Here is a 20,234-nt window from a genome sequence, read left to right on the forward strand (position 1 = left end):
GCTGTTTTGCCTCGAAACCACTTGGCTTGCTCCGATAAGAGCCCACAGCACGACACGGACAGAATATGGTGGGTGCATGGACGCAATACTCGAGCGACGTGCCGTCGGAGACATCGCAGGATCATTCTTCGTTCCCGCGTACCAGCGCGGCTACCGGTGGGGAACCGAGGAGGTCGGGCGCCTGCTCGACGATATTTGGGCGAGTAACGGCGACCCCTACTACCTGCAGCCAGTTGTAGTGAAGCCGCTGGGGGATGGCCGATGGGAGTTGATCGACGGCCAACAGAGGTTGACCACCTTGTTTCTCATATTTCAGTACATGCGGAGTGAGGGCCTACAGAACGCCGGTGCAGGATTCACGATCGAGTACGAAACACGAAGCGGAAGCGCAGATTATCTGAGCAATCCGACGGCACAGCGGCGCCGCGAGAACATTGACTTCCATCACATATTCGCCGCCTACGCGCACATAAACCAATGGTTCGATCAGTACGGGCACCGTAAGCAATGGGCCGCGAACCGATTCTACGATTACCTTTTCGAATCCGTCCGAGTGATTTGGTATGAAGCTGCAAAGGACCTTGACTCCATCGCTCTCTTCACGCGATTGAACGTTGGACGGATTCCGCTCTCGGATGCCGAACTCGTTAAGGCCCAATTGCTCGCCAAACTCCAGCATCGTGCGGGTTTCTCTGACCGCAGCGAGCAGACCGCAGCTCAATGGGACCAGTTCGAACGCGAACTCCGAGTACCGGAGGTCTGGTCGTTCGTGACCACGCTTCGCGAGGATGAACCGACACGAATTAGCCTAATCTTGGATACTCTCGCGGATCGTCGCGGAGGCACACCACCCGGCGGGCACCGGCCGCGGTACTACACGTTCGAGACGCTGCGGCCAATGATCGACGATGCCCCGCAAGCATTCTGGGACGACGTGGTTAAGCTGCATTCTCTCATCGTCGGCTGGTACGAGGATCGCGATATCTTCCACAAGGTGGGCTACCTAGTGGCGACCCGTAAACACACGTTCGCTGGCCTCCATGAAGCAGTGACCGGGCTGACTAGGCCCGAACTCCAGGCCGTGCTCGATGAACTCATCGCCAAGCACTTGGACCTCACGGCTGGCCAGGTCGCTGACTTGGACTACCAGAAGTCGGGTTCGAAATGCTCGGACGTCCTCCTCCTGATGAATGTAGAGACAGTCCGCCTGCGGTCCGACTCTACCGAGCATTACTCGTTCCATGCGCACTCACGGGGCGTCTGGTCGCTCGAACACATACACGCGCAGAACGCCCTTGACCTCAAGCGCGACGCGAAAGTGTGGACCGAATGGCTTCGGCTTCACCGCGGTGCCATCAGCAACGTTCCGAGTATCGACGAGGACCAACGCAAGAACCTCTTGGCCGAAATCGATGGCGTCCTCGCGGCGATAGCTGACCCTCGGATCGTCGCGTTGGGCACCCAGTTCGATCAGATCAAAGCCCGCGTCGAGACCTCGCTAACTGAGGGGAAAGCTGAAGGCGACGACGGCGTGCATGCGATTTCCAACCTTGCGTTGCTTGCGAGCGGAGATAACAGTGCCTTGTCGAACTCGACATTCGAGGTGAAGCGGAGGGAGATCATTGGTCGCGACAAAACGGGCTCCTACATTCCCCCTTGCACCCGCAATGTGTTCTTGAAGTACTACACCGACGCTGACCACCAACAGATCCATTTCTGGGGGGTCCAGGACCGGGAGTCGTATCTGGACGCGATTCTCGCGGCGATTCAGCCGTACCTGAGGCGCGACCCTGAGCTGAATGAAGAGGAGTTCGTCGCGTGAAGGGACACAAGACTACATTTGCCGGGATGTTCGGTTACGCGGCGGGGGAAATGCCGAGCGTCGCACGAATCGAGATTCCCCTCATCCAGCGAGACTATGCGCAAGGTAGACCCGGGGCACTCGTCGAGACGATTCGCCATGATTTCCTTGATGCACTCATCGGGGCGGTTGGAGGCGGCGAACCCTTGGATCTCGACTTCGTTTACGGGGAGATAGAGGACTCGACGCTCAAGCCCTTGGACGGACAGCAACGCCTTACGACGCTCTTCCTCCTGCACTGGTACCTCGCGGCGCGAACCGATCGACTCGGTGACGCGGAAGGAATCCTCAAGCTGACGTACGCGACCCGACCGACAGCTGAGCTTTTCTGTCGGCAGCTCGTGAACCCGCAGCATCCACTGACCGACGACTTCGCAGTGCCATCCCAATGGATCACCAACCAGTCGTGGTACCTATATGCATGGCGGCACGATCCGACGGTCCAGGCGATGCTCGTCATGTTGGACGCCATCCACGATCGACTCGGCCATGGGGACCTCGATCTCGGGGTGGCCTGGTCGCGTCTGGTCGACGAGGATCGGCCGGCGGTCTCGTTCTACTTCCTCCCCATCGATGACATGCCTTCCGGGGACGAGCTGTACATCAAAATGAACTCCCGCGGGAAACCGCTGACTAGCTTCGAGACCTTCAAGGCCCGATTCGAGAAGCTACTAGGGGACGAGACCGACGCTGAGAGGTACGACCGCATCATTCACAAGATCGATGGCGCTTGGACTGACGTCCTGTGGCGGTTTGACGGCGGCGACGACGTCATCGACGACGAATTTCTTCGCTACTTCGAGTTCGTGGTCGACGTGTGCGAGTGGCGGGACGGTGAGACCACGCAAAGCGCGACCCTGCTCGAGCGCACGGAGCGGGCTTTCGGGCCCGCTAATCCAAGCCGTGAAGCACACTTGGACTTCCTGGAACACGCGTTCGACACTTGGGTAGGTGTTGACGACGTCCGCGCGGTGTTCGCTAGCGTTTTCACAGAGTCGGAGAGCGCACAAACGGCCGCCGACCAGGAAAAGATCCCGCTTTTCGACACCACCGACCTCAACCTGTTTGCGGCCTGTTTGCGCCGGTATGGCCTTAAGAGCGGGCGGAGGCGTCAATTCTCCTTGGCGGAGACGCTGTTTCTGCTCGCTGTGCTTGTCCATCGGCAGTACCGGACCGATGATTTCGCGACGCGGGTTCGCGTGTTGCGCAACCTCATCGACCTAGCTGATGACGAGGTCCGTGAAGCTCGCATGACCGACCTAGTTCCAGGTGTCGAGCTCTTGATCAAAGGTGCGCCCCTCGAGGAGCTTCGGGGTTTCAACCCCGATCGAGTCCGTGACGAGCAGGCAAAGGAAGCGTTCAACGGCACTGATCTAGAGATAGTGATTCATCGCCTTGAAGATCATCCTCTTCTCCGCGGCCGAATCTTCGCGTTCGATCTTGAACCAGCAACGCTGCCGGCGCGCGCCAAGGCATTCGTACGCGTTACCCAACCGGAGGCGTGGGGACTCTTCGCTGCCGCACTGCTCGCAAAAGGTGACTATGGCTTCGACCTCGGCAACGGGCGTGTCAGACAGTTAGGAACAGGCGCGGCGAACCAGGAGTCTCGATGGCGGGAAGTGTTCTCCCACTCCGGCCGCGGGAGAAACAGCGAACTGCGTTCGGCACTTGCCGATCTACTTGACGAGGTCTCAGCCTCCGACGAACCCACGCTGAGCAGCCTGGAGCGCGCTGCCGCTGAGTTCGTCGCCTCCCGTCGCGCATCAGGCATGCTCGACTGGCGCTATTACTTGGTCGCCTACCCAGCAATGCGCGAAGGCCAAACGGGGATCTACTACGGCGAACACCAACCCACTCGGGGGATCTGGGGCTACTCGATGTGTATGCTCCGCACGGCCTCGTTGACAGGAAGCGCCCTTTACCGAGACCCTTACCTACTCGCGATTTATCGCGCCAGCGCGGTCGAGGACCGGCTTATCGACCCTTGGTTTCGAGGTTACGAGACGGCGCCGCGGTGGCTTGAGCTCTCGCGGAGCGGCGGCGGCATCCGATGCGTCGAAGAAGGCTTCCAACTGGCAGCGCCGCAGGACGCCGACGCCTCGAGGCGCTTTCACGCTATCTGCCGGGAGTACGGCGCCACTAGTGACGGGTTCCTCTCCATTCGCCAAGTAGAGGTCGACGGTGAACTAATCGATGCGGAGGATCGCGTCGTCGTAGGTGCCGCACTCGTGCGTGCGCTCGTTGAGGCGGGAATCTAACTCGACCACGTTGCGTAGCCAAATAACCTCGGACGCAGTAGCGCTGCCCTTGGAGCATCGTGTCCAATCGTTCGAGCCCGCTAAGCATGCGTCGGTCGCCTATAGTTGCTCAAATCCCATCGTTGGAGGACCCCTTGACCACCACACCGGAGACAGCCGCTGCCTACTCGACCGTTGGTACGCGCCGTGACGCCGTCGACCTCGCAGCATTCCTATGCCACCCCGAGCGGGACCAACCGGTGGTGGTCATCTCCTCCACGAGGGAGGGTCCACGGATCGATCCGGCCGCCGTCGCCAGTCGTCTCGGAACCACAGCCACGGTCTACCTCCTGGCCACGCCTGGGGTGGCTTACGACTTCGATGAGGCCATGCCTGATGAGACGTCGGTTTACGGCGGGGCCGCCCGCTCCTACCCGACCGGGACAGCATGGCACACCAACCAAAGAATCTCCGTGCTTCGTTTGGCCTACTCGGACATCGAAGCCCGTGACGCTGTCGACCTCCTCGTCCAGGACGTCGACAAAATGGACCCGTACGCGCCGCCCGTCACCACTTCGAGAACGCCGGCCCGCTCGAAGGAACCCGACGCCGTCGAATGCGAGGTCTCCATGCTGCTGCCCCCGGACGGGGTGCTGGTGAAAGTGGCTGACGGCATGGCCCGCATCGATGTCTCCACCCTGGCACCAGGAATCGAGCCGGAGCGCCTGTTCATACCGGGTCAGAAGCTTACCGGCACCGTCCGGGACGGGCTGCTGACCATTACCTCCGGCATCCATACTGTCGCCGAGGCCGTCGCCCACGCCCGCGCCGGCATCGTTCACCCGGCCCTGGTCTTGAATGAGAAGCGCATCGCCCTGTTCCCCGGACTGGTCGTCCGCCACGCCGCCGCGATGGAGCCCGGCAGCGTGATCGCAGTCCGCATCGAGCTCTCCGGTCGCGCCGACGGTAAGGCTTGGAAGTTCTCCACAGCGGAGGACTCAAAACCGGAGTCGGTCACACCGGCTCTGCCGTTCTGCGTCGGCGCTGAACCTTGGATCGTCTGGAGCCCTCGGGCCGAGCAACCGCCAGCGGAGACGGTTGAGTCCATCGAGCCCGCGGAACCGCAACTAGATCTAGAAGCGGAAAAACCTGTCTTAGCTGAAGACGATGTGCCGGCCGCGGCCGATGAGGATGGGCCCCGGCCGGCATCCACGCCCCACGCTGCCGTGCACCCCGACGTCGCCTCCGCACTGGAGTTGATCCGGACGACACTGCACGATCTCGACGAAACGAACCGCCGCCTTGAAGCCGAGTCCGCCGAGTTGCGTCTCAGGGCCTCAAACCATAAGCCGGCGGCCCCCGTGCCCTCCCCCGGAGCCAGCGGCGCTGCCTTGGATCAGGCCCAGCGGCAGGTAGCCCTGCTGACGCGGGAGCGGATCGAACTCGTCGGGGACCTGACCCGGGCGCTCAGTGATGCGGACGCCCTGGCTGCTGAGAACACCGCCTTGGTTCATGAGAACGAACGCCTGCGCGAGAGTGTCCGTACCGAACAAACCCGTGCTGCCCGTGCCCGTCAGCTTTCCCGGGACATCTCCGCAGCCGCGGACACCGGCCCGCTGTTCACCGACCCCGTCGAGCAGTTTCGCCATGAGATCTACGTGGAGTGGACCACCCGTATCCCTGCTGCTGCCAAAGCGGAGATGCCTTTGGCGGAGTACGGCCTCGCCGAGGGATTCCTGCCGAGCGTCGAGCGGATCCAAGGCGTGGAAAGGCCCAAGATCGTCGCGGTCGCCGTGGAGGTCCTAACCGGCGTCGCCGATAGCTCGCCCGGCCGGGACATGCACCGGCTCCGCAACGGACCGAAGGTCGGCACCGGCTACGTCGAACACCCCGAGTACGGCACCGCTTGGCGGGTGGCACTGCAGGTCGACACGGCCGCGGCCCGGCGGCTGCACTTCTGGCGCGGCGCGGAGGGCAAGGTCATGTTTGCCACCGTCGGCATCCACGACGACATGGGCATCTGAGCTTGAAGAGCCGTCAGTGAATCGGTTGTCCCTCTCGAGGAAACCTTTAGGGCGCTACCGTCGGACCTCAATCTCGGCGTGGTTCTCGATAACCCAATCGGCCATGCGGGTCCCTCGCTTTTCGATGAACGTCAGCGTATTCTCCCGATAATCCACATATTCCTCTTTTGTGGCCGGCGTTCCGGAATGCTTGGTCATTGAATTCCAAGAAGAACTCAACCTTCTCGTAGTTGGCGTTGCAAGGTCCTGGAGGTGAGAAGAAGTCCACGAACTCCTTGAACCCGCCGTTGAAAAGCTCGAAGAAGTCAGCGTAGGCGTCTGTGACATCCACGAGCGGGCTCCCTGGCTCTCCTGCGTAAAGACGCCGGATGCACTCAAGAGTCAGGTCCACGCGGTTAGCGATCTGCAGGCGCATCCCTAAAAATTTGATGCCCCAGTTGACGCCGGCTTCGTGGACGAGATATTTCCTCAGGTTGCTAAGTAGGCAAATACGATAACCAGAGTTAAGAGGGCTATGGCTACCGCCGCAGGGAGGAGAGCAGTGAGGTGGCGCTCCTCCTCCGTCTGCATCGCGCCTAGCATGGATTTCTTAGCTGAGCCCGATTTCGAGCTTCCATTGACGGCTCCCAATCTCGCAAGATTGACGCGAGCTTGAGCGACACCAATACTGCTTGCCGCCCTGAACCAGCGGCGAGCAGCCTCGGGATCATCGAAATCCTCAGCAAAATAACCTCTCGCGAGCAATACGTTAGGCAGCCTGGGATCAGAAATATGCTCATTCAGGAATTCTTGTGGATCTGTCTTCCAAACGTCGAACCAAATATCAAACGCTTCCTCCGGAGAATAGCCCGTCGCGCCTGTGATGGCGTCGCGCAGAATGCGCGGCATGTTCGGATTTCGAGCCGCCGCTTCGCGGACACTCGGATCCGAATCTTGCGCAACAAACGAGAGCATCAAATCATCGTCGATTTCTGATGCGTATCGAATCCGTTTCTCTATGCCTGACATGCCCAATACACTGACTGGCCCTCCGGGAATCCAGTAGGGGTGAGCAACCGGGGGAACGGTAGGATCCTTTGCACGTGCAGCAGCATGGGCACCCAGCAAAGCCGCAGGGACAGTTGAACGAATATATGGGTCGTCACCGTTAGACATTTACTTCCCCTTGGACAATTTCTTCACGCGATCCACATTTCCCATCAGTGGAACTATATAGGATGAATTGCTGCCACCTTGGCAAAGTAGCTCCGGCGAAACCGTGGACGACGACCTGTTCCCAGTCCCCCTCGGCCAGCGGCCGTGAACGGTTCTTGCGATCAGCGCAGTCCGGCTAGACGAGGGGTAGCGACCTTCAGCTGACGCTTAAGCAGTACGAAATCGATGTGGCCGTCCATAGTACGCGCCAGGTCATACGCCGCCCGACGCACTTCCTCGTCTTTGGTCTTGCCGGGGCGGGGGCTGAATTCCACTCCGAACCTCAATTCGCCACCCGGTTTCGCCTCCTGCGAACGGATCTCGGCCATGAACACCGATCTGCGCCCTCACTCCGGATGGGGCTCCACCGCAACCGCACATCGCGCCCAGAGTGGGTTGTGGACGCACCGCTCCGCGAGGGGCGCCGGCGCGCTACGCGCCTCTTCCGCCCGTCCGCAGAGTCACTGATAGCGGATCCAGCTCCGGTCTGGCCCGAAGGAAGCGTATCGAGTGCCGGAAGGATGTCCCGGTCATCGCGGTGTCGGCTGACACCTCGACGACAATCGGTTCCACGAGGGTCAGCTCGGTTTCGCCTGCGTCGGCGTTGAACCGATCCAGGGTCGTGGATTTCACCCGGTGCGGCCAAGGATGATCCGGGCCGGCCGCCTGAAGCTGGGTTCCCAGCAGTTTCGCGGCCACCGCCTTCAATGGTGCAGAGCGTCCGACGATGCGCAATTCCCCCTCGACCAACAGCCCGGCGACGATGGCCTCTGGCCGGGTGAGCGGGCCGATGACTGCGGCGCAAATAACGTCTACGGTGTCGCGGTTTTTGATTTTTTGCCACTGGCGCTGCCCGCCCTCATAGGGTTGGCCGGCGCCCTTGACGACGAGACCTTCAATACCGGTTGCTGGCAGTTCCTCGAACCAGGTCGCGGCAGTGTCCGGGTCCGAGGTGCCCGGGGATAGTTCGAGGGTTTCGTCCCAGCCGTTAGCGAGTTCTTCCAGCAGTTCCCGCCGGACCCGGAACGGTTCACTGCGGACGTCGTGCCCGGCGACGACTAGCAGGTCGAAGGCCACAAAGTGGGCAGGCACCCGGCGCACCAACGCGGGGAGGGATTTCAAGGAGGTGCTCAAGCGCTGTTGGAGTGCGGAGAAGTCCAGACGACCCTCCGACCAAATCACGGCTTCGCCGTCGAGCACGCAGCCTGGCGGCACCAGTTCTGCCGCTGCCCTTATTAAGTCAGGGAAATACCGGGAGAGGTTCTTGCCTTGCCGGGACCAGATCGAAGTCTCTTCCCCGTCACGGCTGATGACCGCACGATAGCCGTCCCATTTGGGTTCGTACCAGGCTCCGCCGAAAAGAGCGCTGGGGCGCGGAATCTTTTCCACTGCGCGGGCCAAGGCCACCTTTACAGGAGGGTGCAGTCCGGGCGGGAGCCTGGAATTCATGTGGCCACGATATACAAGTATCCGCAGGTGAACGGACGGGGTCAGCGTTTCTGCTACTAGGCTCAGTCTGTGTCGGTGCTGTCGAGAAGGACGCGGATCATGTGCAGGGCGGCCTCGCGCTGGGGCTGGGTGAGGCGGTTGGCCCGTTTGGGCAGGATGAAGGGTTCTGCTTCGCCGGGCGACACGGCTGCGGCCTAGCGGAACTCGACCGTGGGGATTTTAAAAACTGCAGAGAAGGCCCGCAGGACCGTCTCCGACGGGGTTGCAGGCGGGGTGGGCAGGTACTTGGCGACCGCGGTGTAGGAGACTGTGATGCCGCGCCTCTCTACCTCCAACGCAATGCGGCGGGAGGACCAGCTTTCGGTATTGGCGTCCTGCAGCAGGGCGGCCAGAGTCCGCCGGCCGCCGATCGACCCCGGCGGGGACTCCAAGACGTCCGTCGTCATTTCAGACCACCCCTCGTATCCGAACTCTATTCTGCCTGATCCCCGGGTGGACTCGCCCCCTTCGCTTTATTCGAACATGTGTTCTATCTTTAACACATGGATCGGGAAGCGCTGGCTAAGCTGGCGGCCCGTTACAGCAGACGGGCCGAGCCGGTCTCTCTGACCCCGCAGGAACTGGACCTCGAGCACTACAAAGTGACCCGCGTGGTGCCCGGCGTGCCGGTGTGGGCGTGGATTCGGTTCCCGGGTTCAGCCGAATTGCTCGCCGGTGAGGCATTCGGCTGGACGCCGCGGGCGGTGCAGGTCACCTGGACGGACGCAGGGGTCCGACGGGTGACCTGGGTGTGGGCATCCGCGGTGCAGCGGCGGAACGATCAGGTAAGGAAGACAGCTTTGGGAGAGAGGACGACAGCTTTGGGAGAGAGGACGACACAGGGCAATGACGGCGGTACAGGAACAAATAGGCCAGCGAAAGCTCAATGAGCCGGTTGAAATTCGCTTCACGCACCAAGGCGTGCCGCTGGCAGTGCGCTGGCGGGGTCGGCTCTGGCCGGTAGCGGCCGAGCCGGTGCGCTGGTTCAGCCGGTGGAATTGGTGGGAATCCAACCTGCCTGCCGGGCCCGGGCAAGGCAACATTGTTGAGACCGAGTTCTGGCGCCTGCAAGTACAGGCCACCTCGACGTCGCCATTGCGGACGCTGGAAGTCAGGAAACATCCGGGCTGGGATGGCTGGCATCTGGTGCACGTCTCTGACGAAGAGTAAGCAGCAAACCCGTCAGGAACTGGCCGCTGACGCCGCGCGGCCCTGCAGTGCCAGCTGATCCGCGATTCACCATCACGTTCGCGGCGCAGTAAAGATGCAGTAGCGTGCGAGTGCCTAGCTGCTGGGCTTGGGGTCATTCAACCCGCGCACTAGAAGGTTGGGGTGCAGGTAGTGCCAGCCGTCGGCCAGGTCCTTCCCGGCGTTGTGGCCGGCGAACACCAGCTTCGCTTCCACGAGATTGGTGATCTCGACCCCCGTGCCCACATAGGGAAGGGAATCGCTGCATCCAATGCCTTCCGCGCCCCCTTTGCTCTGGATGACCACTCACAGCCGGCCTTTTTCGGGCTCGACGGGAACCAGGGAGTAGAACTTGTAACCGCCCTCTTCCGCCAGCAGATGCTTGCTGGTCGATTGGGCTGCCAGGCTTTCGACATCGCCCGCGGGGGCGTCGCTCGAAGCCGCCAGGACCTCGGGCTCGGACGACGGCGCAGCCTTTGGCCCGCCAGTGCAGCCCGCGAGCATCAAGAGTGCCGCTGCGACAGCAGTCAGATTGGCCAAAGTGCGCATCATTTTCCTGTCTTTGGTGTAGCAACGTTTGTCTCAAACTAACCGCGAACTCGCGCAGGATGGAAGGTGCCAAAGCGTTGCGAAGCGATAACTTCACGAAACGTGATTAAACCCAGCTACCTAGCTCTAACCGTCGGGTTCCTTCCTCGCACAGATCGGCGATCGATTCCTCGTCGGCGTGGCCGAATCGTGGAACTGGCACTTTACGGATGTCCACGGGATCCAGGTGTGGGATTGACGTACCGGACGCATATTGGATCGACAACGGACGCCCATAGACCTCGTGGGCAAGGGCGGTCTCCAGATACCCGGTATGGATCTTCTCGTTGTCAGCCCCAGTTGCGCCAGCGATGCCCAGAGCCGTGACCTTCTGTGCAGACGCGGGTCAACGCGGCGAAATGTAGATGGCCGGCCGGATTCAACGCGCATGAAGGCATCATTGCGACAGGTTATTGGAAGTTATAGCCGGTTATTGGGTTTTTCCTGTAACCGGCTAGAAGTTGCTAGAACCGGACCATTTCATCGCCTTCAAACGCGTCATTGGGTCTGTGCCAACGCCGTTGACCTCATCAGACCGGGTGCAGAATGACCAGTCGCATCTCCAAGCCGGAGGCCACCGCGTGATCTATCCCCATGTCCGAGGCTGGGAAACGCGCGCGTTGGGAAGGTCCAGCACTATCATGTCTCGTACGATCAGGAGGCCGTGATGGCAATTTCAGCAAGCAAAGCCCGACGTAACCTTGCACGCCTCATTGAGCAGGTGAACCTCGACCGCACCGAGATCGAGATTGTGTCAAAGCGTGGATCCGCGGTCTTGATGTCGAAGGACGAGTTTGACGCGCTGGTGGAGACAGGCTACCTGCTGAGCTCCCCCGCGAACGCCCACCGCCTGGTGTCGGCTCTGCAATCTGCCCGCGGGGTCGATACCGTCGCGCATGAGCACAAGCCGTGACCTGATTAGGCTAGAGGCCTCGGTTCAGGGCCCCTGAATGCGATTTATTGGACCATTAGCGACAGAATTGGATGTCATGCCGTCGCTTGGCTCCCTCACTTCCTGATGCAGATCCGATGATGCTCTGGCTCTGTGCCAGTGCCTCAGGCGAGCGTGTGGCAGACTCCCTGTATGAGTCAGGTGGAGCGCGAGCAGCTCGAACATGAACTGCACATTATTGAAGGCATCTCTGTAGGCATGAGCCGGAGGGAGGAGGTCTTCACCGCAGTCGAAAACGCTGCGGACATGAATGACGCAGTCCACCGACTCATGGCGCTGCTGGGTCTGGACGAAATCTGCTGTCGCGCCATCCTCGATACTCAAGTACGAAGATGGACCCAGGATTCCCGCCGCACTGTCGAGGACCGGATGGAGAACCTCCGAGCGACTCTGGCCGCCGGCGGGAGCGCCTGAAACAGGACAGGCGACGACGACTACGCTGACATTGCGCTGTTTCCAGATGGTGAACTCGACCCGAATGTGTTTAAGCCCAGCATGTGGAAACGCGGCGGTCAGGATGCCGCCGCCGGGCAGTTCTGCGCCGACGCCGTATACGAACGGGTCCGTGTCGACCTCCACGCCGGCCACTTCGACCCCATCGACCAGGACATTGACCGGACCATTGACCATCCGGTCGGTAGCTGGAGGTGCGGGGTCTTCCCAAGGCCTGTCGCTCAACCCCAGCTCCTGCCGATACTGGTTCGTGAGGATGTAATTGACGTGGTCGACCAGCACCCTGCGGGCAGAATGACGCGCGGATGCGTCGCGGTGCCAGGTAGTCCGCACGGCCTCCCACAACTGCGGGTATCGCATTCGCTCTACTTGCTCGATGAGCCACGAGGGCCGCGGCCATGGCGGAACATCCTCGATCGCCCTGCGTGTCTGTTCGTCGAGGTCTGCATGGTTAATCGGGTCGGAGCGGTCATTCGGGTTGCGCCAGACTGTATAAGTTATGGCCGCTGCCATCTCGGTGTATCCCTCAGCCTTCTGACCGTATGCCAGGCGACGTCATTTGTGTCCTCCACCGTGGGCTGGGGAACCAGTCTCATCACCGGGATGGGCATGAGTTTCAGCTGCTCAGCCAACTCCACACGTGGATCGGGCGCGTCCTCCGGCATCACCGGAGCGACGATTATGCCTGACTAGCGGCGGCAAGGTCATCTCCGACAGGAGCCCTACCCTCCGCGAGGTCTCGCGCGCCAACTTGTTGTCCAGCGTGACCTTCAGCCGGGCTGCGAGGATTTCACGACGCAGGGTAGAGAGCACCTGCTCCCTGTTAGTGGCGTCGTACGCCCTGCGATACGTCCTTGCCATCTTTGGGTCCGCTGCCGAGGGATCGTCTTCATCAGCGTCGGAAATGCGCGGCGACGCGTCCGTTGATTCTGAGGAGTTTTTCACCGCTCTGACGTCCTCGATCAGTTGGTCGATGGCCTCGTCTTGCATCCCCGTGGACGATACCTGCCAGACTGCATCCAGCATCGCCTTTTCCTCGGTTTCTGCCATCTCGCTCTTAGCCAGGGCGCCGAGCATCTTGAGGCCGTAGTCGTTCATCCTGACGTTCCCCGAGACTGTGGCTTCCAGAGCCCACTGGGTGCGCGTCCACCATTCAGAATTGGCGGCCAAATCTCTCTTGGGCTCCGGCGTTGGGTTGGTTTCCTTCAGCCGCGTCGTCGGCGTCCCCTTGTGATGCCGGCGAGAGAACGAGCCAACAAGGAAGACTACGGCAACGGCCAGAAGTACCGTGCAGACGCCGATTGCTACCCATAGGGCCCACGGCTCCGAATCTGCCGACGTCAGGTCCTGCGAGGCGGCAACAGTCCAGTTGACTATGTCCGCTGTTCGATTCTTCATAGGCTGGCCGCCTTCGTGTCCGTGCCGATTGCCTCGTCCAGGATCTTCGTTATTGCGCTGAGCGCTTCTGGGGCCACCGGACCCAGTGCCCTGGCAGCGAATTCGCGTACTTCATAAAGCCTCTTGATCCGCAGCTGTGGAAGCAGGACTTTGACTTGTTCCGGAAGTTTGCTGCCTTCTTGGAGGAAGTACTGCGGGTTTACGTCGAAAGCAGTGGCGATGGCACGCAGGCACTTGTCCGGGACAACCTGGACCTTGCCGTTCTTGAGCAGCGACCAACGGCTGCGGGAGACGAAGAAGCCGGCCTTGTTCGCGCCGTTACAGATCGCCTGGTAGTTGTACGGCTCACCAGACTCGTCCATGATCGTGTCCAAAAGCAGATTGATCTTCCGGGCAAGCATTTCCGCCCGTCGTAATTCCGCCGCCCGTGCCGGCGGAAGATCCAGTTCGTTCACTTATTACTCCTAGTCTTTCCTCCGCAAGCACGGTCGAAAGCCGCCGGTCCGCTTTGGCGCTCCCGGCAACACAGTTTATGAAGCACGGCTTCGTGCCTGTACCCGTACGGCAGCCAGCTTTACGACCCCATCGTGTATCGCCCCTTGTGCATCGTTGTCTCTCTTCCCGCCCTGCTGCGACACACTCTGCCCGGCGAACTGTTGCATCGCGGGCAGGACCGGGCCATCGCTTTTCGCATCTGCTCTTCGATCTCCCGGTTCTGCTCCGCCCAAATCAACCGGCGCTTTCTGGCCTCGCTTCGCTCTGCAACCAGCTGCGGCGGGGTTGAGTGCACGCTGATTCCGTCTGCGTATCCGATTGAAAAGTCCGGATGCTTATGGCCGAGATCTGCCAGCCATACGATTTGTTTCGGGGACAGCGGCTCCCCCGCAGGTGAGGACCATGGAGCGCGGCCCCCGTCTTCCGCTCCGGGAAAGGTGGGTCGAAGCGGAGCATCGGTGGCCACGTACTCTCCTGCCAGTTCCAGCAGTTCCAGTTCTTCGACAATCAGGTCCAATGCTTTCCCTATGGATCCATATGCGCCGCGAAAATTGAGGCGGACGTTAACACCAATAAGCATGCCGCGGACGCGAATTAAGCCGACCGCAGCGCTATGGATGGATTGAACCAATTCCGGAAACGTACACTCGATCGCTTCGGGGAGTTCACTGGAAAGTTCGTGTTCCTCTGGGAAGTCCCAATGTTGTACGTTGTCTGTGTAGGTGCTCGTTATTTCCTCGATGAGACCAGCGTCCAGGTTCTGGTCTTCTTGAATTTCGCTGAGGAAAGCCATAACTGTGGTGCCCTCCGACGCTGCCATCTGCCACTTGAGGATCGACAGCATCCCCTCCCGAGTGGCCAGCCCTTGGAGGTGAGTGTCGACGATTGCTTGCATGGCCCGATGGGCGTCCGTTTGTTGGCACTGACTCATGGCAGCACCTTAGTGCTGCTGGCAGTACTCCTTTTCTTCCGTGGGCCTGCAATGCACCCAATAAACGCTCGAATACGAGTAAACAAGAGTCGGCGAGGCAATCCACACTGTGGCCAAGCTCACAGTTACAGCTTTAGCCTCGGCCCCTATCTCCGACCTGAATCGTGCCCGGTACAGAGCGCAAAAATTCGCCGCACTCCCTGCCGGAAGGAGCGCCCCTTCCATGTTTCCTAGTAGCCCCGGTACACCCGGTAGAGCTTCTTCCCGAGCCACCGAGTGAACCAGCCAAAGGCCGCCAGGACCGCGAAGGCGCCGCCCGCGATGGCTAGCTTCCAGTACCACTCCGCGGCGTCAAGGAACCACCCCCAGACAGTCTGGAGGATCGGCTGGAGCCCGAAGGCTGCCCAGACTGTCTGTGCCATGCCGAACACGATGAAGATGGCAATCGCGAGCGGCAGGAGCGCCGTGGCGACCTCACCGACCGTCCGCCACGACACCACACCTCTGAGCTTCTCGACCTGTTCGCTGGCCCGTCGAACCTGCGCACTGGCCTGCTCCCCGGCCTCGATGAGCGCGCTGCGGCTTGTCGCCAGCTCCGCGAGCACGGTCGCGCTTGCTTCTCCGAAAGCCTCCTTCACGGCGTTCTGGTGTGCCGTAATCTGCGCACCCAGTTTAGGAACGATGTGCCGTGCCACCTTCTCGTGGTCGATGGCGCGCTTGAGGTGTACTTCGTCAGCCAATCTCGAGTTCGTCGTCTCCAGCGTCTCGATCCGAGCCGATACTTTCTGCATCAAAGCGTGGGCGGATACGTCCGCGGCCCGCGCCGACGACCCGTCGGGGAGCTTGACGGCTTTGGGGCTGGCCAGCAGTTTCAGCATCTCGCTCTGCGTCGTCGCGAGCGTTGTCAGCGTCTTCGCGTGCGAGTCGTTCGCGGAAGCGACGGAGTTGTTCAGCTGCTGCATCAACCGCTGTGTCTGCTCCATTCCCTCCCATGTACTGATGAAGTTCTGCGCGATCGAGTTGAACGAGGTCACGATCTCCCGCTGATTCTTCTCGATCCCGTCGAGACGGTCGAGCAACCCTCTCAACAACTCCGAAGTCTGCTGGTTCCCGTTCTGTTCTTGTTGCTGCTGGTCGAGTTCGTCCATGATTGTCATGCTTCTGCTCCTTCATCTCCTGCTTTTTCGCAAATATCCTGTCCAGCCCGTCGGCGGTGTACTCCGGCGACAACGAGGACGCCTTGCGCCTGCGGACCCGGGGTTGCTTGTCCGGGGCGAACTCGTCGCGCATCTTGTATGTGATGCCCATGGCCGTGTCACCGGCCTTCTTGCCGCGGTACCCGTCACTCATGACCTCGTGCCCGGCCACGACGACCTCGACGCCGCGGGCTGCGCACGCGGTGGTGAAGGTCGCCATATCCGCCGCCGAGGCGTCGAGAGCCGCCTCCGTGATTGCGTCGCCGAGCTGTTGGTCGAACACCTCCAGTTCGCCGCGCCGGTTGGCCCAATAGGAGCCCGGCATAGGTCCCGGTGCCGGAGCGAGCACCTTCATGCCCTCCTCCTGCATCAGAGCGTCGTTGGCGCGCTTCACCTGCCAATGCACCCGGAAGTCAGGCGGTGCCCTGCCCGTCACGGTGTCGTGGTTCAGGATCGTGATGTGGACGTGGACGCAGCCGCCCTTGCCGTCGTCGTGGACAACGACCATGGCCGGGCTGTTCGGACGCATCTTCTTCGCGAGCAGGAACCCGAGGTCGCCCGCCCGCTTCAAGTCGGCAGGATCATTCACATCCAACTCGTCAGGAGGGAACGAGAGCACGTAGGTATGGGCCTTCACCTTCCGTGAGTGCTGCTCCGCCAACCGGTTGCCGAGCTCGATGAACCTGCCGATAGTCGGAGCGTCGCAGTAGAACCCGGCAGCCAGCCGATCGGTTCCGGCCTTCTGGTGGTTCTTCTTCTTCGCTCCGACCCCGAACTCCAAGTAGTCGGCACGGGTGCCCAGGGCGTAGACCGGCGATACCGAGGTGATGCTCATGGCTGCCCTTTCCCGCCGAGAGCATCGACCATGCGCTCATAGTGATTGGCCAGTTCATGGACCACACCGGCGAGCGCGCCCAGGTCCAACTCACCCCGGTGCCCGAGACGGGTCAACTGGTTGAGATCGACCCCTACCCGCTTCACCTCGATCCGGGCAGCGTCGATCACCGTGATCTGCTCGGCCGTGAGCACAGTCGGCGCTGGGAGCAGCGCCGCATCATCGTCGGGGCCATGCCCCTCCGCCCGCTTCGCCGCGGCAAGAGCCGCACCACGCACGAACGCCGACGGCGGAAGCCCCCGCCATCCCGCCACCTTCTCGACCAAGGCGAGTTCAGCGAAGCTGAACCGAGTGTCGATCCGGCGGCTCCGCGGCTCGGGTGCAAGCTGCTTCGTCGCTCCGCTCATAAGTTTCCCTCCTGTCGCCGTAGAAGCATGAACTGACCGGTGGAAAGCAGACGCAAGCAGGCACTCCGTCCGACAACGCTTCGCTCGTCCTCCAATGCGCCGCATGCGAGGGGCAGTGCTACGCACTTCCCCCTCGACCCCCAAACCCGGAGCACGGCACCGTTCCCGGGTGCTGCCGCACCGGGGAAGGCAGCGCGCGCGATTATCTGTCCCTCGTTCACCGCGCGTACTCCATGCTCTGACCCGCGTAGCGAACACCTGCATCTTCCACGCTGCCAAGCCGCGCAGACCGAGACGGCCTCGCAGCCTTTGCTTTCGCTGACCGTTCAGCCGTCTCCGCCGTCAGCTGAGTTCGTGCCCTAGCTTCGAGCTGGTCGGCCAGGTCGGCATGCTGGCTCCGCAGCAACGCGAGCAAGCGGGCATCGACGACCTGCTGCTGCTTACGTTCACGCTCCCTCAGTTGCCTGAGCTTCTTCTCTGCTGCGGCCTTTACAGCCGCAATCTCGTCTTCGATGGTCATTGTTTGTTTCCTTTCGCTCATACTTCTCTCCTGATCTAGCTCTTGTGGATATGCCCTGTGCAGTAGTCCTCAGCGCACAACAGCTGTTTCCCCAGTGGCGCGCGGATCACGCCACCTCAGGCTCCAACTGCTCCTCGATCCACGCGTCGACGTCGGCTTGGCGCCACCGCACCGCGTGCCCTCCGATCTTGACGGCCCGGGGCAACGATTCGCCGAGCGACCTCTTGCGGTAGATCGTCGATACAGACATTCCTGTTTGAGCAGACAGGTCCTTTGCGTTGAGGAGTGCTTTTGCACTCGCTGTGTAATGGACGGTCATATCCTGTTTCTCCGTTCTACAGGTTTTGAAACTTGTCATTAAACCTAACAGCTTGCTCTGTCTTCTACAAGTTTTGTATTGTGTAAAAATGAGCGAACCCCAGACCGTCCCTGTTGCCGTCGGAGCCTTCGTCTCGCGCGTCCGCCGAGAGTACGGCCTCACCCTGGATCAGATTGCCGGCGCTGCACGTTCCTACGGTGCTAGTTGGAGCGCCAGTAGCGTCAGCAACATCGAGCGCGGACAGGCGTCACTGACCCTGCCTACCCTGCTGTTCTTGGCGCTCGCCTTAGGACACCTCACGGGACGGCGCCTCACGCTCTCGCAGCTGCTTGGCGACGCCGAGGTCCTCACCCTAGGGCCCGACGGCCGGTATCCGATGAAGCGCTCGTGGATCGACGCCGCGCTCAAGGGCGAGGAGGTGACCGTGAGCCAGGACAAAGGCATGGATGCCCTCGGTGCCCAGAGCGACGACGAGGTGGATGAGAGTTTCGAGAACGAGGTCCTGCGCAGGATGGGCGAGATGCGTGATCGAGAGATGACGCATGCCGAGCGACACGGACAGATCGACCAACTTAGCGAACAGGCCCAGATGCCGCCTGAGCCAACGCGCCGGCTCTCGGATGGAGGCACTGCAGGCAGCCTGGCTGAGGAGCGCGCGGCCAAGAAACTGGGCATCAGTACCGCCAGACTGCGTCAGGCGGCTCACGACCTCTGGGCGCGTCCCCTCGAGGACGAGTCGTTCAGAAGGGCCGGCCCTGGTAGCACGCCCCAGGCGCGCGGCCGTGTCACCCGCGTGCTCGTTGACGAGATACGAGAGTCCATGAAGGAGGTAGGCTGATGGCTCGGCCGAGAATGGGAATCGGCACCTACGGCACAATCAATACGAACGAGGTGCAGCCCGGCAAGTGGCGGGCCCGTACACGATACAGGTACGCCGACGGCAAGGCCCGGCAGGTCGAGCGGTTCGGTACCAGTCGGGCAAAGTCTGAGTCGGCCTTGAGGCAGGCACTCATCACCATCGAGGCCAGCCGAGGCGGTGAGCTGAAACCGGCGACGACGCTCCGCATACTTGGGCAGAAGTTCCTCGACCACAAACGCGATCTCCAACGCTCCACGGGGACCCTAGAGACGTATGGCTATGCTGTCACCGCGCACATCACCCCGATGATCGGCGACCTCAGCGTCGGCGAGGCGAAGCCGGACCGGCTCCAAAAGTTCCTCAACACGGTGCATAAAAAATCGGGGCACGGAGCGGCCAAGAACTGCCGCTCGACACTGAGTGGCATGATGGCGCTTGCCGTCAGCAACGGCGCGATCCCCCGAAACCCCGTACGCGATATCGAGCGCATCACGACACCCAAGGGCAAGAAGGGCGCCGCTGCCATCGGCCCCGAGGACCTCCCCGGTCTCGTGGGAAAGCTCAGAACAGCGCCCACTCTGATCAAGCACGACACTGTCGAGCTCCTCGAATTCATGGTCGCCTCCGGCTGGCGGATCGGAGAAACCTGCGCCCTCCAAGCCTCTTCGATCGACTTCTTGGCCGGCACAGCGGAGGTGGAGGCGACCAATGTCAGAGTGAAGGGTGTGGGCATCGTCCGACAACCGGTGGCGAAGACGGATGCTGCTCATCGCGTCACACCGCTGCCTGGACCGACGATGGATCTGCTGCGCCGTCGACACACACGGCTGAAGATGGACACCCCCCTGCTGTTCCCTGGCGCACTCATGAGCCTGCGCGACCCATCCAACACTCAAAAAGAGCTTCGCGACATCCGCGACGCGCTCGGCTATCCGAAGCTGTCCACCCACACCTTCCGGAAGACGGCAGCGACGATACTCGACCGGGCAGGAATGTCGGCAGCCGAGATCGCGGCGTTCCTCGGTCACGCGAATCCTTCGATGACTCAGGACGTCTATATGAACACGCTCAAGGGGGACGCAAGGGCCGGCGCAGTCATGCAGGAGCAGCTCAAAGGCCTGTTCTGAATGTGCGGGGTTTGTGCGGGGTGCCCGACTGTTAGTAACAGAAAACCCCCGGAAATCCGGGGGTTTGGTGGCTCCGACCGGCGTCGATCCGGTGACCTTTCGATTTTCAGTCGAACGCTCTACCAACTGAGCTACAGAGCCGTGGCAACATCTTGCGATGAT

At 61.4% G+C, this 20,234-nt stretch carries 23 protein-coding genes and 1 tRNA gene; 7 read left to right on the plus strand and 17 right to left on the minus strand.

The genetic code is table 11. The annotated features are described in order from the left end of the window. The first annotated feature begins 76 nt into the window (after positions 1-76). The 3 genes from AC5RW2_RS20675 (at position 77) to AC5RW2_RS20685 (ending at position 6,122) form a co-directional block, all read left to right on the plus strand. The gene (locus AC5RW2_RS20675) at positions 77-1,822 is read left to right on the plus strand and encodes a DUF262 domain-containing protein (protein WP_494074450.1); all 1,746 of its coding nucleotides are present in this window, start codon (positions 77-79) and stop codon (positions 1,820-1,822) included. Then, positions 1,819-4,119 carry a DUF262 domain-containing protein gene (locus AC5RW2_RS20680; RefSeq protein WP_494074451.1) on the plus strand — a complete coding sequence of 767 codons (2,301 nt, stop codon included), beginning with the start codon at positions 1,819-1,821 and terminating at the stop codon, positions 4,117-4,119. Before AC5RW2_RS20675 ends, AC5RW2_RS20680 begins: the two co-directional genes overlap by 4 nt. Positions 4,120-4,253: 134 nt before the next feature. Continuing rightward, positions 4,254-6,122 (plus strand): hypothetical protein, encoded by a 1,869-nt coding sequence (locus AC5RW2_RS20685; protein WP_494074452.1) that lies wholly within the window; start codon positions 4,254-4,256, stop codon positions 6,120-6,122. 67 nt (positions 6,123-6,189) lie between these two features. On the opposite strand, the gene AC5RW2_RS20690 is transcribed toward AC5RW2_RS20685, so the two are convergent. The 5 genes from AC5RW2_RS20690 to AC5RW2_RS20710 form a co-directional block, all read right to left on the minus strand. Further along, positions 6,190-6,537 carry a DUF6994 family protein gene (locus AC5RW2_RS20690; RefSeq protein ID WP_494074453.1) on the minus strand — a complete coding sequence of 116 codons (348 nt, stop codon included), beginning with the start codon at positions 6,535-6,537 and terminating at the stop codon, positions 6,190-6,192. A gap of 53 nt (positions 6,538-6,590) precedes the next feature. Then, positions 6,591-7,277, minus strand: coding sequence for a hypothetical protein (locus tag AC5RW2_RS20695; RefSeq protein ID WP_494074454.1), 687 nt, complete (start codon positions 7,275-7,277; stop codon positions 6,591-6,593). A gap of 161 nt (positions 7,278-7,438) precedes the next feature. Next, entirely contained in the window at positions 7,439-7,645 is a 207-nt protein-coding gene (locus AC5RW2_RS20700) for a hypothetical protein (RefSeq protein WP_494074455.1), read from the minus strand. Positions 7,646-7,748: 103 nt separating this feature from the next. After that, a complete protein-coding gene (locus AC5RW2_RS20705; protein ID WP_494074456.1) occupies positions 7,749-8,765 on the minus strand; it encodes an ATP-dependent DNA ligase in 1,017 nt (338 codons plus the stop codon). A gap of 194 nt (positions 8,766-8,959) precedes the next feature. Then, positions 8,960-9,211 (minus strand): hypothetical protein, encoded by a 252-nt coding sequence (locus tag AC5RW2_RS20710; RefSeq protein ID WP_494074457.1) that lies wholly within the window; start codon positions 9,209-9,211, stop codon positions 8,960-8,962. Between the two features lie 439 nt (positions 9,212-9,650). Between AC5RW2_RS20710 and AC5RW2_RS20715 the strand changes: the two genes are divergently transcribed. Further along, positions 9,651-9,974, plus strand: a complete 324-nt coding sequence (locus AC5RW2_RS20715; protein WP_494074458.1) for a DUF6504 family protein — start codon at positions 9,651-9,653, stop codon at positions 9,972-9,974. A gap of 114 nt (positions 9,975-10,088) precedes the next feature. Here the strand turns inward: AC5RW2_RS20715 and AC5RW2_RS20720 are convergent, their stop codons facing one another. Together AC5RW2_RS20720 and AC5RW2_RS20725 are read right to left on the minus strand one after the other, a co-directional pair. Beyond that, positions 10,089-10,298 carry a hypothetical protein gene (locus AC5RW2_RS20720; RefSeq protein WP_494074459.1) on the minus strand — a complete coding sequence of 70 codons (210 nt, stop codon included), beginning with the start codon at positions 10,296-10,298 and terminating at the stop codon, positions 10,089-10,091. Further along, positions 10,299-10,532, minus strand: coding sequence for a hypothetical protein (locus tag AC5RW2_RS20725; protein WP_494074460.1), 234 nt, complete (start codon positions 10,530-10,532; stop codon positions 10,299-10,301). 715 nt (positions 10,533-11,247) lie between these two features. Between AC5RW2_RS20725 and AC5RW2_RS20730 the strand changes: the two genes are divergently transcribed. Further along, positions 11,248-11,493 (plus strand): type II toxin-antitoxin system Phd/YefM family antitoxin, encoded by a 246-nt coding sequence (locus tag AC5RW2_RS20730; RefSeq protein WP_494074461.1) that lies wholly within the window; start codon positions 11,248-11,250, stop codon positions 11,491-11,493. 24 nt (positions 11,494-11,517) lie between these two features. On the opposite strand, the gene AC5RW2_RS20735 is transcribed toward AC5RW2_RS20730, so the two are convergent. The 9 genes from AC5RW2_RS20735 to AC5RW2_RS20775 form a co-directional block, all read right to left on the minus strand. Further along, positions 11,518-12,498: a hypothetical protein gene (locus AC5RW2_RS20735; RefSeq protein WP_494074462.1), complete on the minus strand. Its 981-nt coding sequence runs from the start codon at positions 12,496-12,498 to the stop codon at positions 11,518-11,520. A gap of 111 nt (positions 12,499-12,609) precedes the next feature. Beyond that, complete coding sequence (locus AC5RW2_RS20740) at positions 12,610-13,383, minus strand: hypothetical protein (RefSeq protein WP_494074463.1); 774 nt, start codon at positions 13,381-13,383, stop codon at positions 12,610-12,612. Continuing rightward, positions 13,380-13,838 (minus strand): hypothetical protein, encoded by a 459-nt coding sequence (locus AC5RW2_RS20745; protein ID WP_494074464.1) that lies wholly within the window; start codon positions 13,836-13,838, stop codon positions 13,380-13,382. The genes AC5RW2_RS20740 and AC5RW2_RS20745 overlap by 4 nt, the downstream gene beginning before the upstream one ends. Positions 13,839-13,957: 119 nt before the next feature. Beyond that, complete coding sequence (locus tag AC5RW2_RS20750) at positions 13,958-14,809, minus strand: zinc finger domain-containing protein (RefSeq protein WP_494074465.1); 852 nt, start codon at positions 14,807-14,809, stop codon at positions 13,958-13,960. 230 nt (positions 14,810-15,039) lie between these two features. Then, positions 15,040-15,549, minus strand: coding sequence for a hypothetical protein (locus tag AC5RW2_RS20755; protein WP_494074466.1), 510 nt, complete (start codon positions 15,547-15,549; stop codon positions 15,040-15,042). Beyond that, a complete protein-coding gene (locus AC5RW2_RS20760) occupies positions 15,542-16,840 on the minus strand; it encodes a relaxase/mobilization nuclease domain-containing protein (protein WP_494074467.1) in 1,299 nt (432 codons plus the stop codon). The genes AC5RW2_RS20755 and AC5RW2_RS20760 overlap by 8 nt, the downstream gene beginning before the upstream one ends. Then, on the minus strand, positions 16,837-17,247 hold the full coding sequence (locus tag AC5RW2_RS20765; protein ID WP_494074468.1) for a hypothetical protein: 411 nt from the start codon (positions 17,245-17,247) through the stop codon (positions 16,837-16,839). The genes AC5RW2_RS20760 and AC5RW2_RS20765 overlap by 4 nt, the downstream gene beginning before the upstream one ends. Before the next feature lie 217 nt (positions 17,248-17,464). Further along, on the minus strand, positions 17,465-17,767 hold the full coding sequence (locus tag AC5RW2_RS20770; RefSeq protein ID WP_494074469.1) for a hypothetical protein: 303 nt from the start codon (positions 17,765-17,767) through the stop codon (positions 17,465-17,467). A 106-nt stretch (positions 17,768-17,873) separates the two neighbouring features. Then, positions 17,874-18,125: a helix-turn-helix transcriptional regulator gene (locus AC5RW2_RS20775; protein ID WP_494074470.1), complete on the minus strand. Its 252-nt coding sequence runs from the start codon at positions 18,123-18,125 to the stop codon at positions 17,874-17,876. Between the two features lie 49 nt (positions 18,126-18,174). Between AC5RW2_RS20775 and AC5RW2_RS20780 the strand changes: the two genes are divergently transcribed. Together AC5RW2_RS20780 and AC5RW2_RS20785 are read left to right on the plus strand one after the other, a co-directional pair. Then, entirely contained in the window at positions 18,175-18,924 is a 750-nt protein-coding gene (locus AC5RW2_RS20780; RefSeq protein WP_494074471.1) for a helix-turn-helix domain-containing protein, read from the plus strand. 14 nt (positions 18,925-18,938) lie between these two features. Then, positions 18,939-20,072 carry a tyrosine-type recombinase/integrase gene (locus tag AC5RW2_RS20785; RefSeq protein ID WP_494074472.1) on the plus strand — a complete coding sequence of 378 codons (1,134 nt, stop codon included), beginning with the start codon at positions 18,939-18,941 and terminating at the stop codon, positions 20,070-20,072. 65 nt (positions 20,073-20,137) lie between these two features. Here the strand turns inward: AC5RW2_RS20785 and AC5RW2_RS20790 are convergent. Then, positions 20,138-20,213, minus strand: a tRNA-Phe gene (locus AC5RW2_RS20790). Between the last annotated feature and the right edge of the window lie 21 nt (positions 20,214-20,234).

This window comes from Arthrobacter sp. B0316-1-20 (assembly GCF_059091865.1).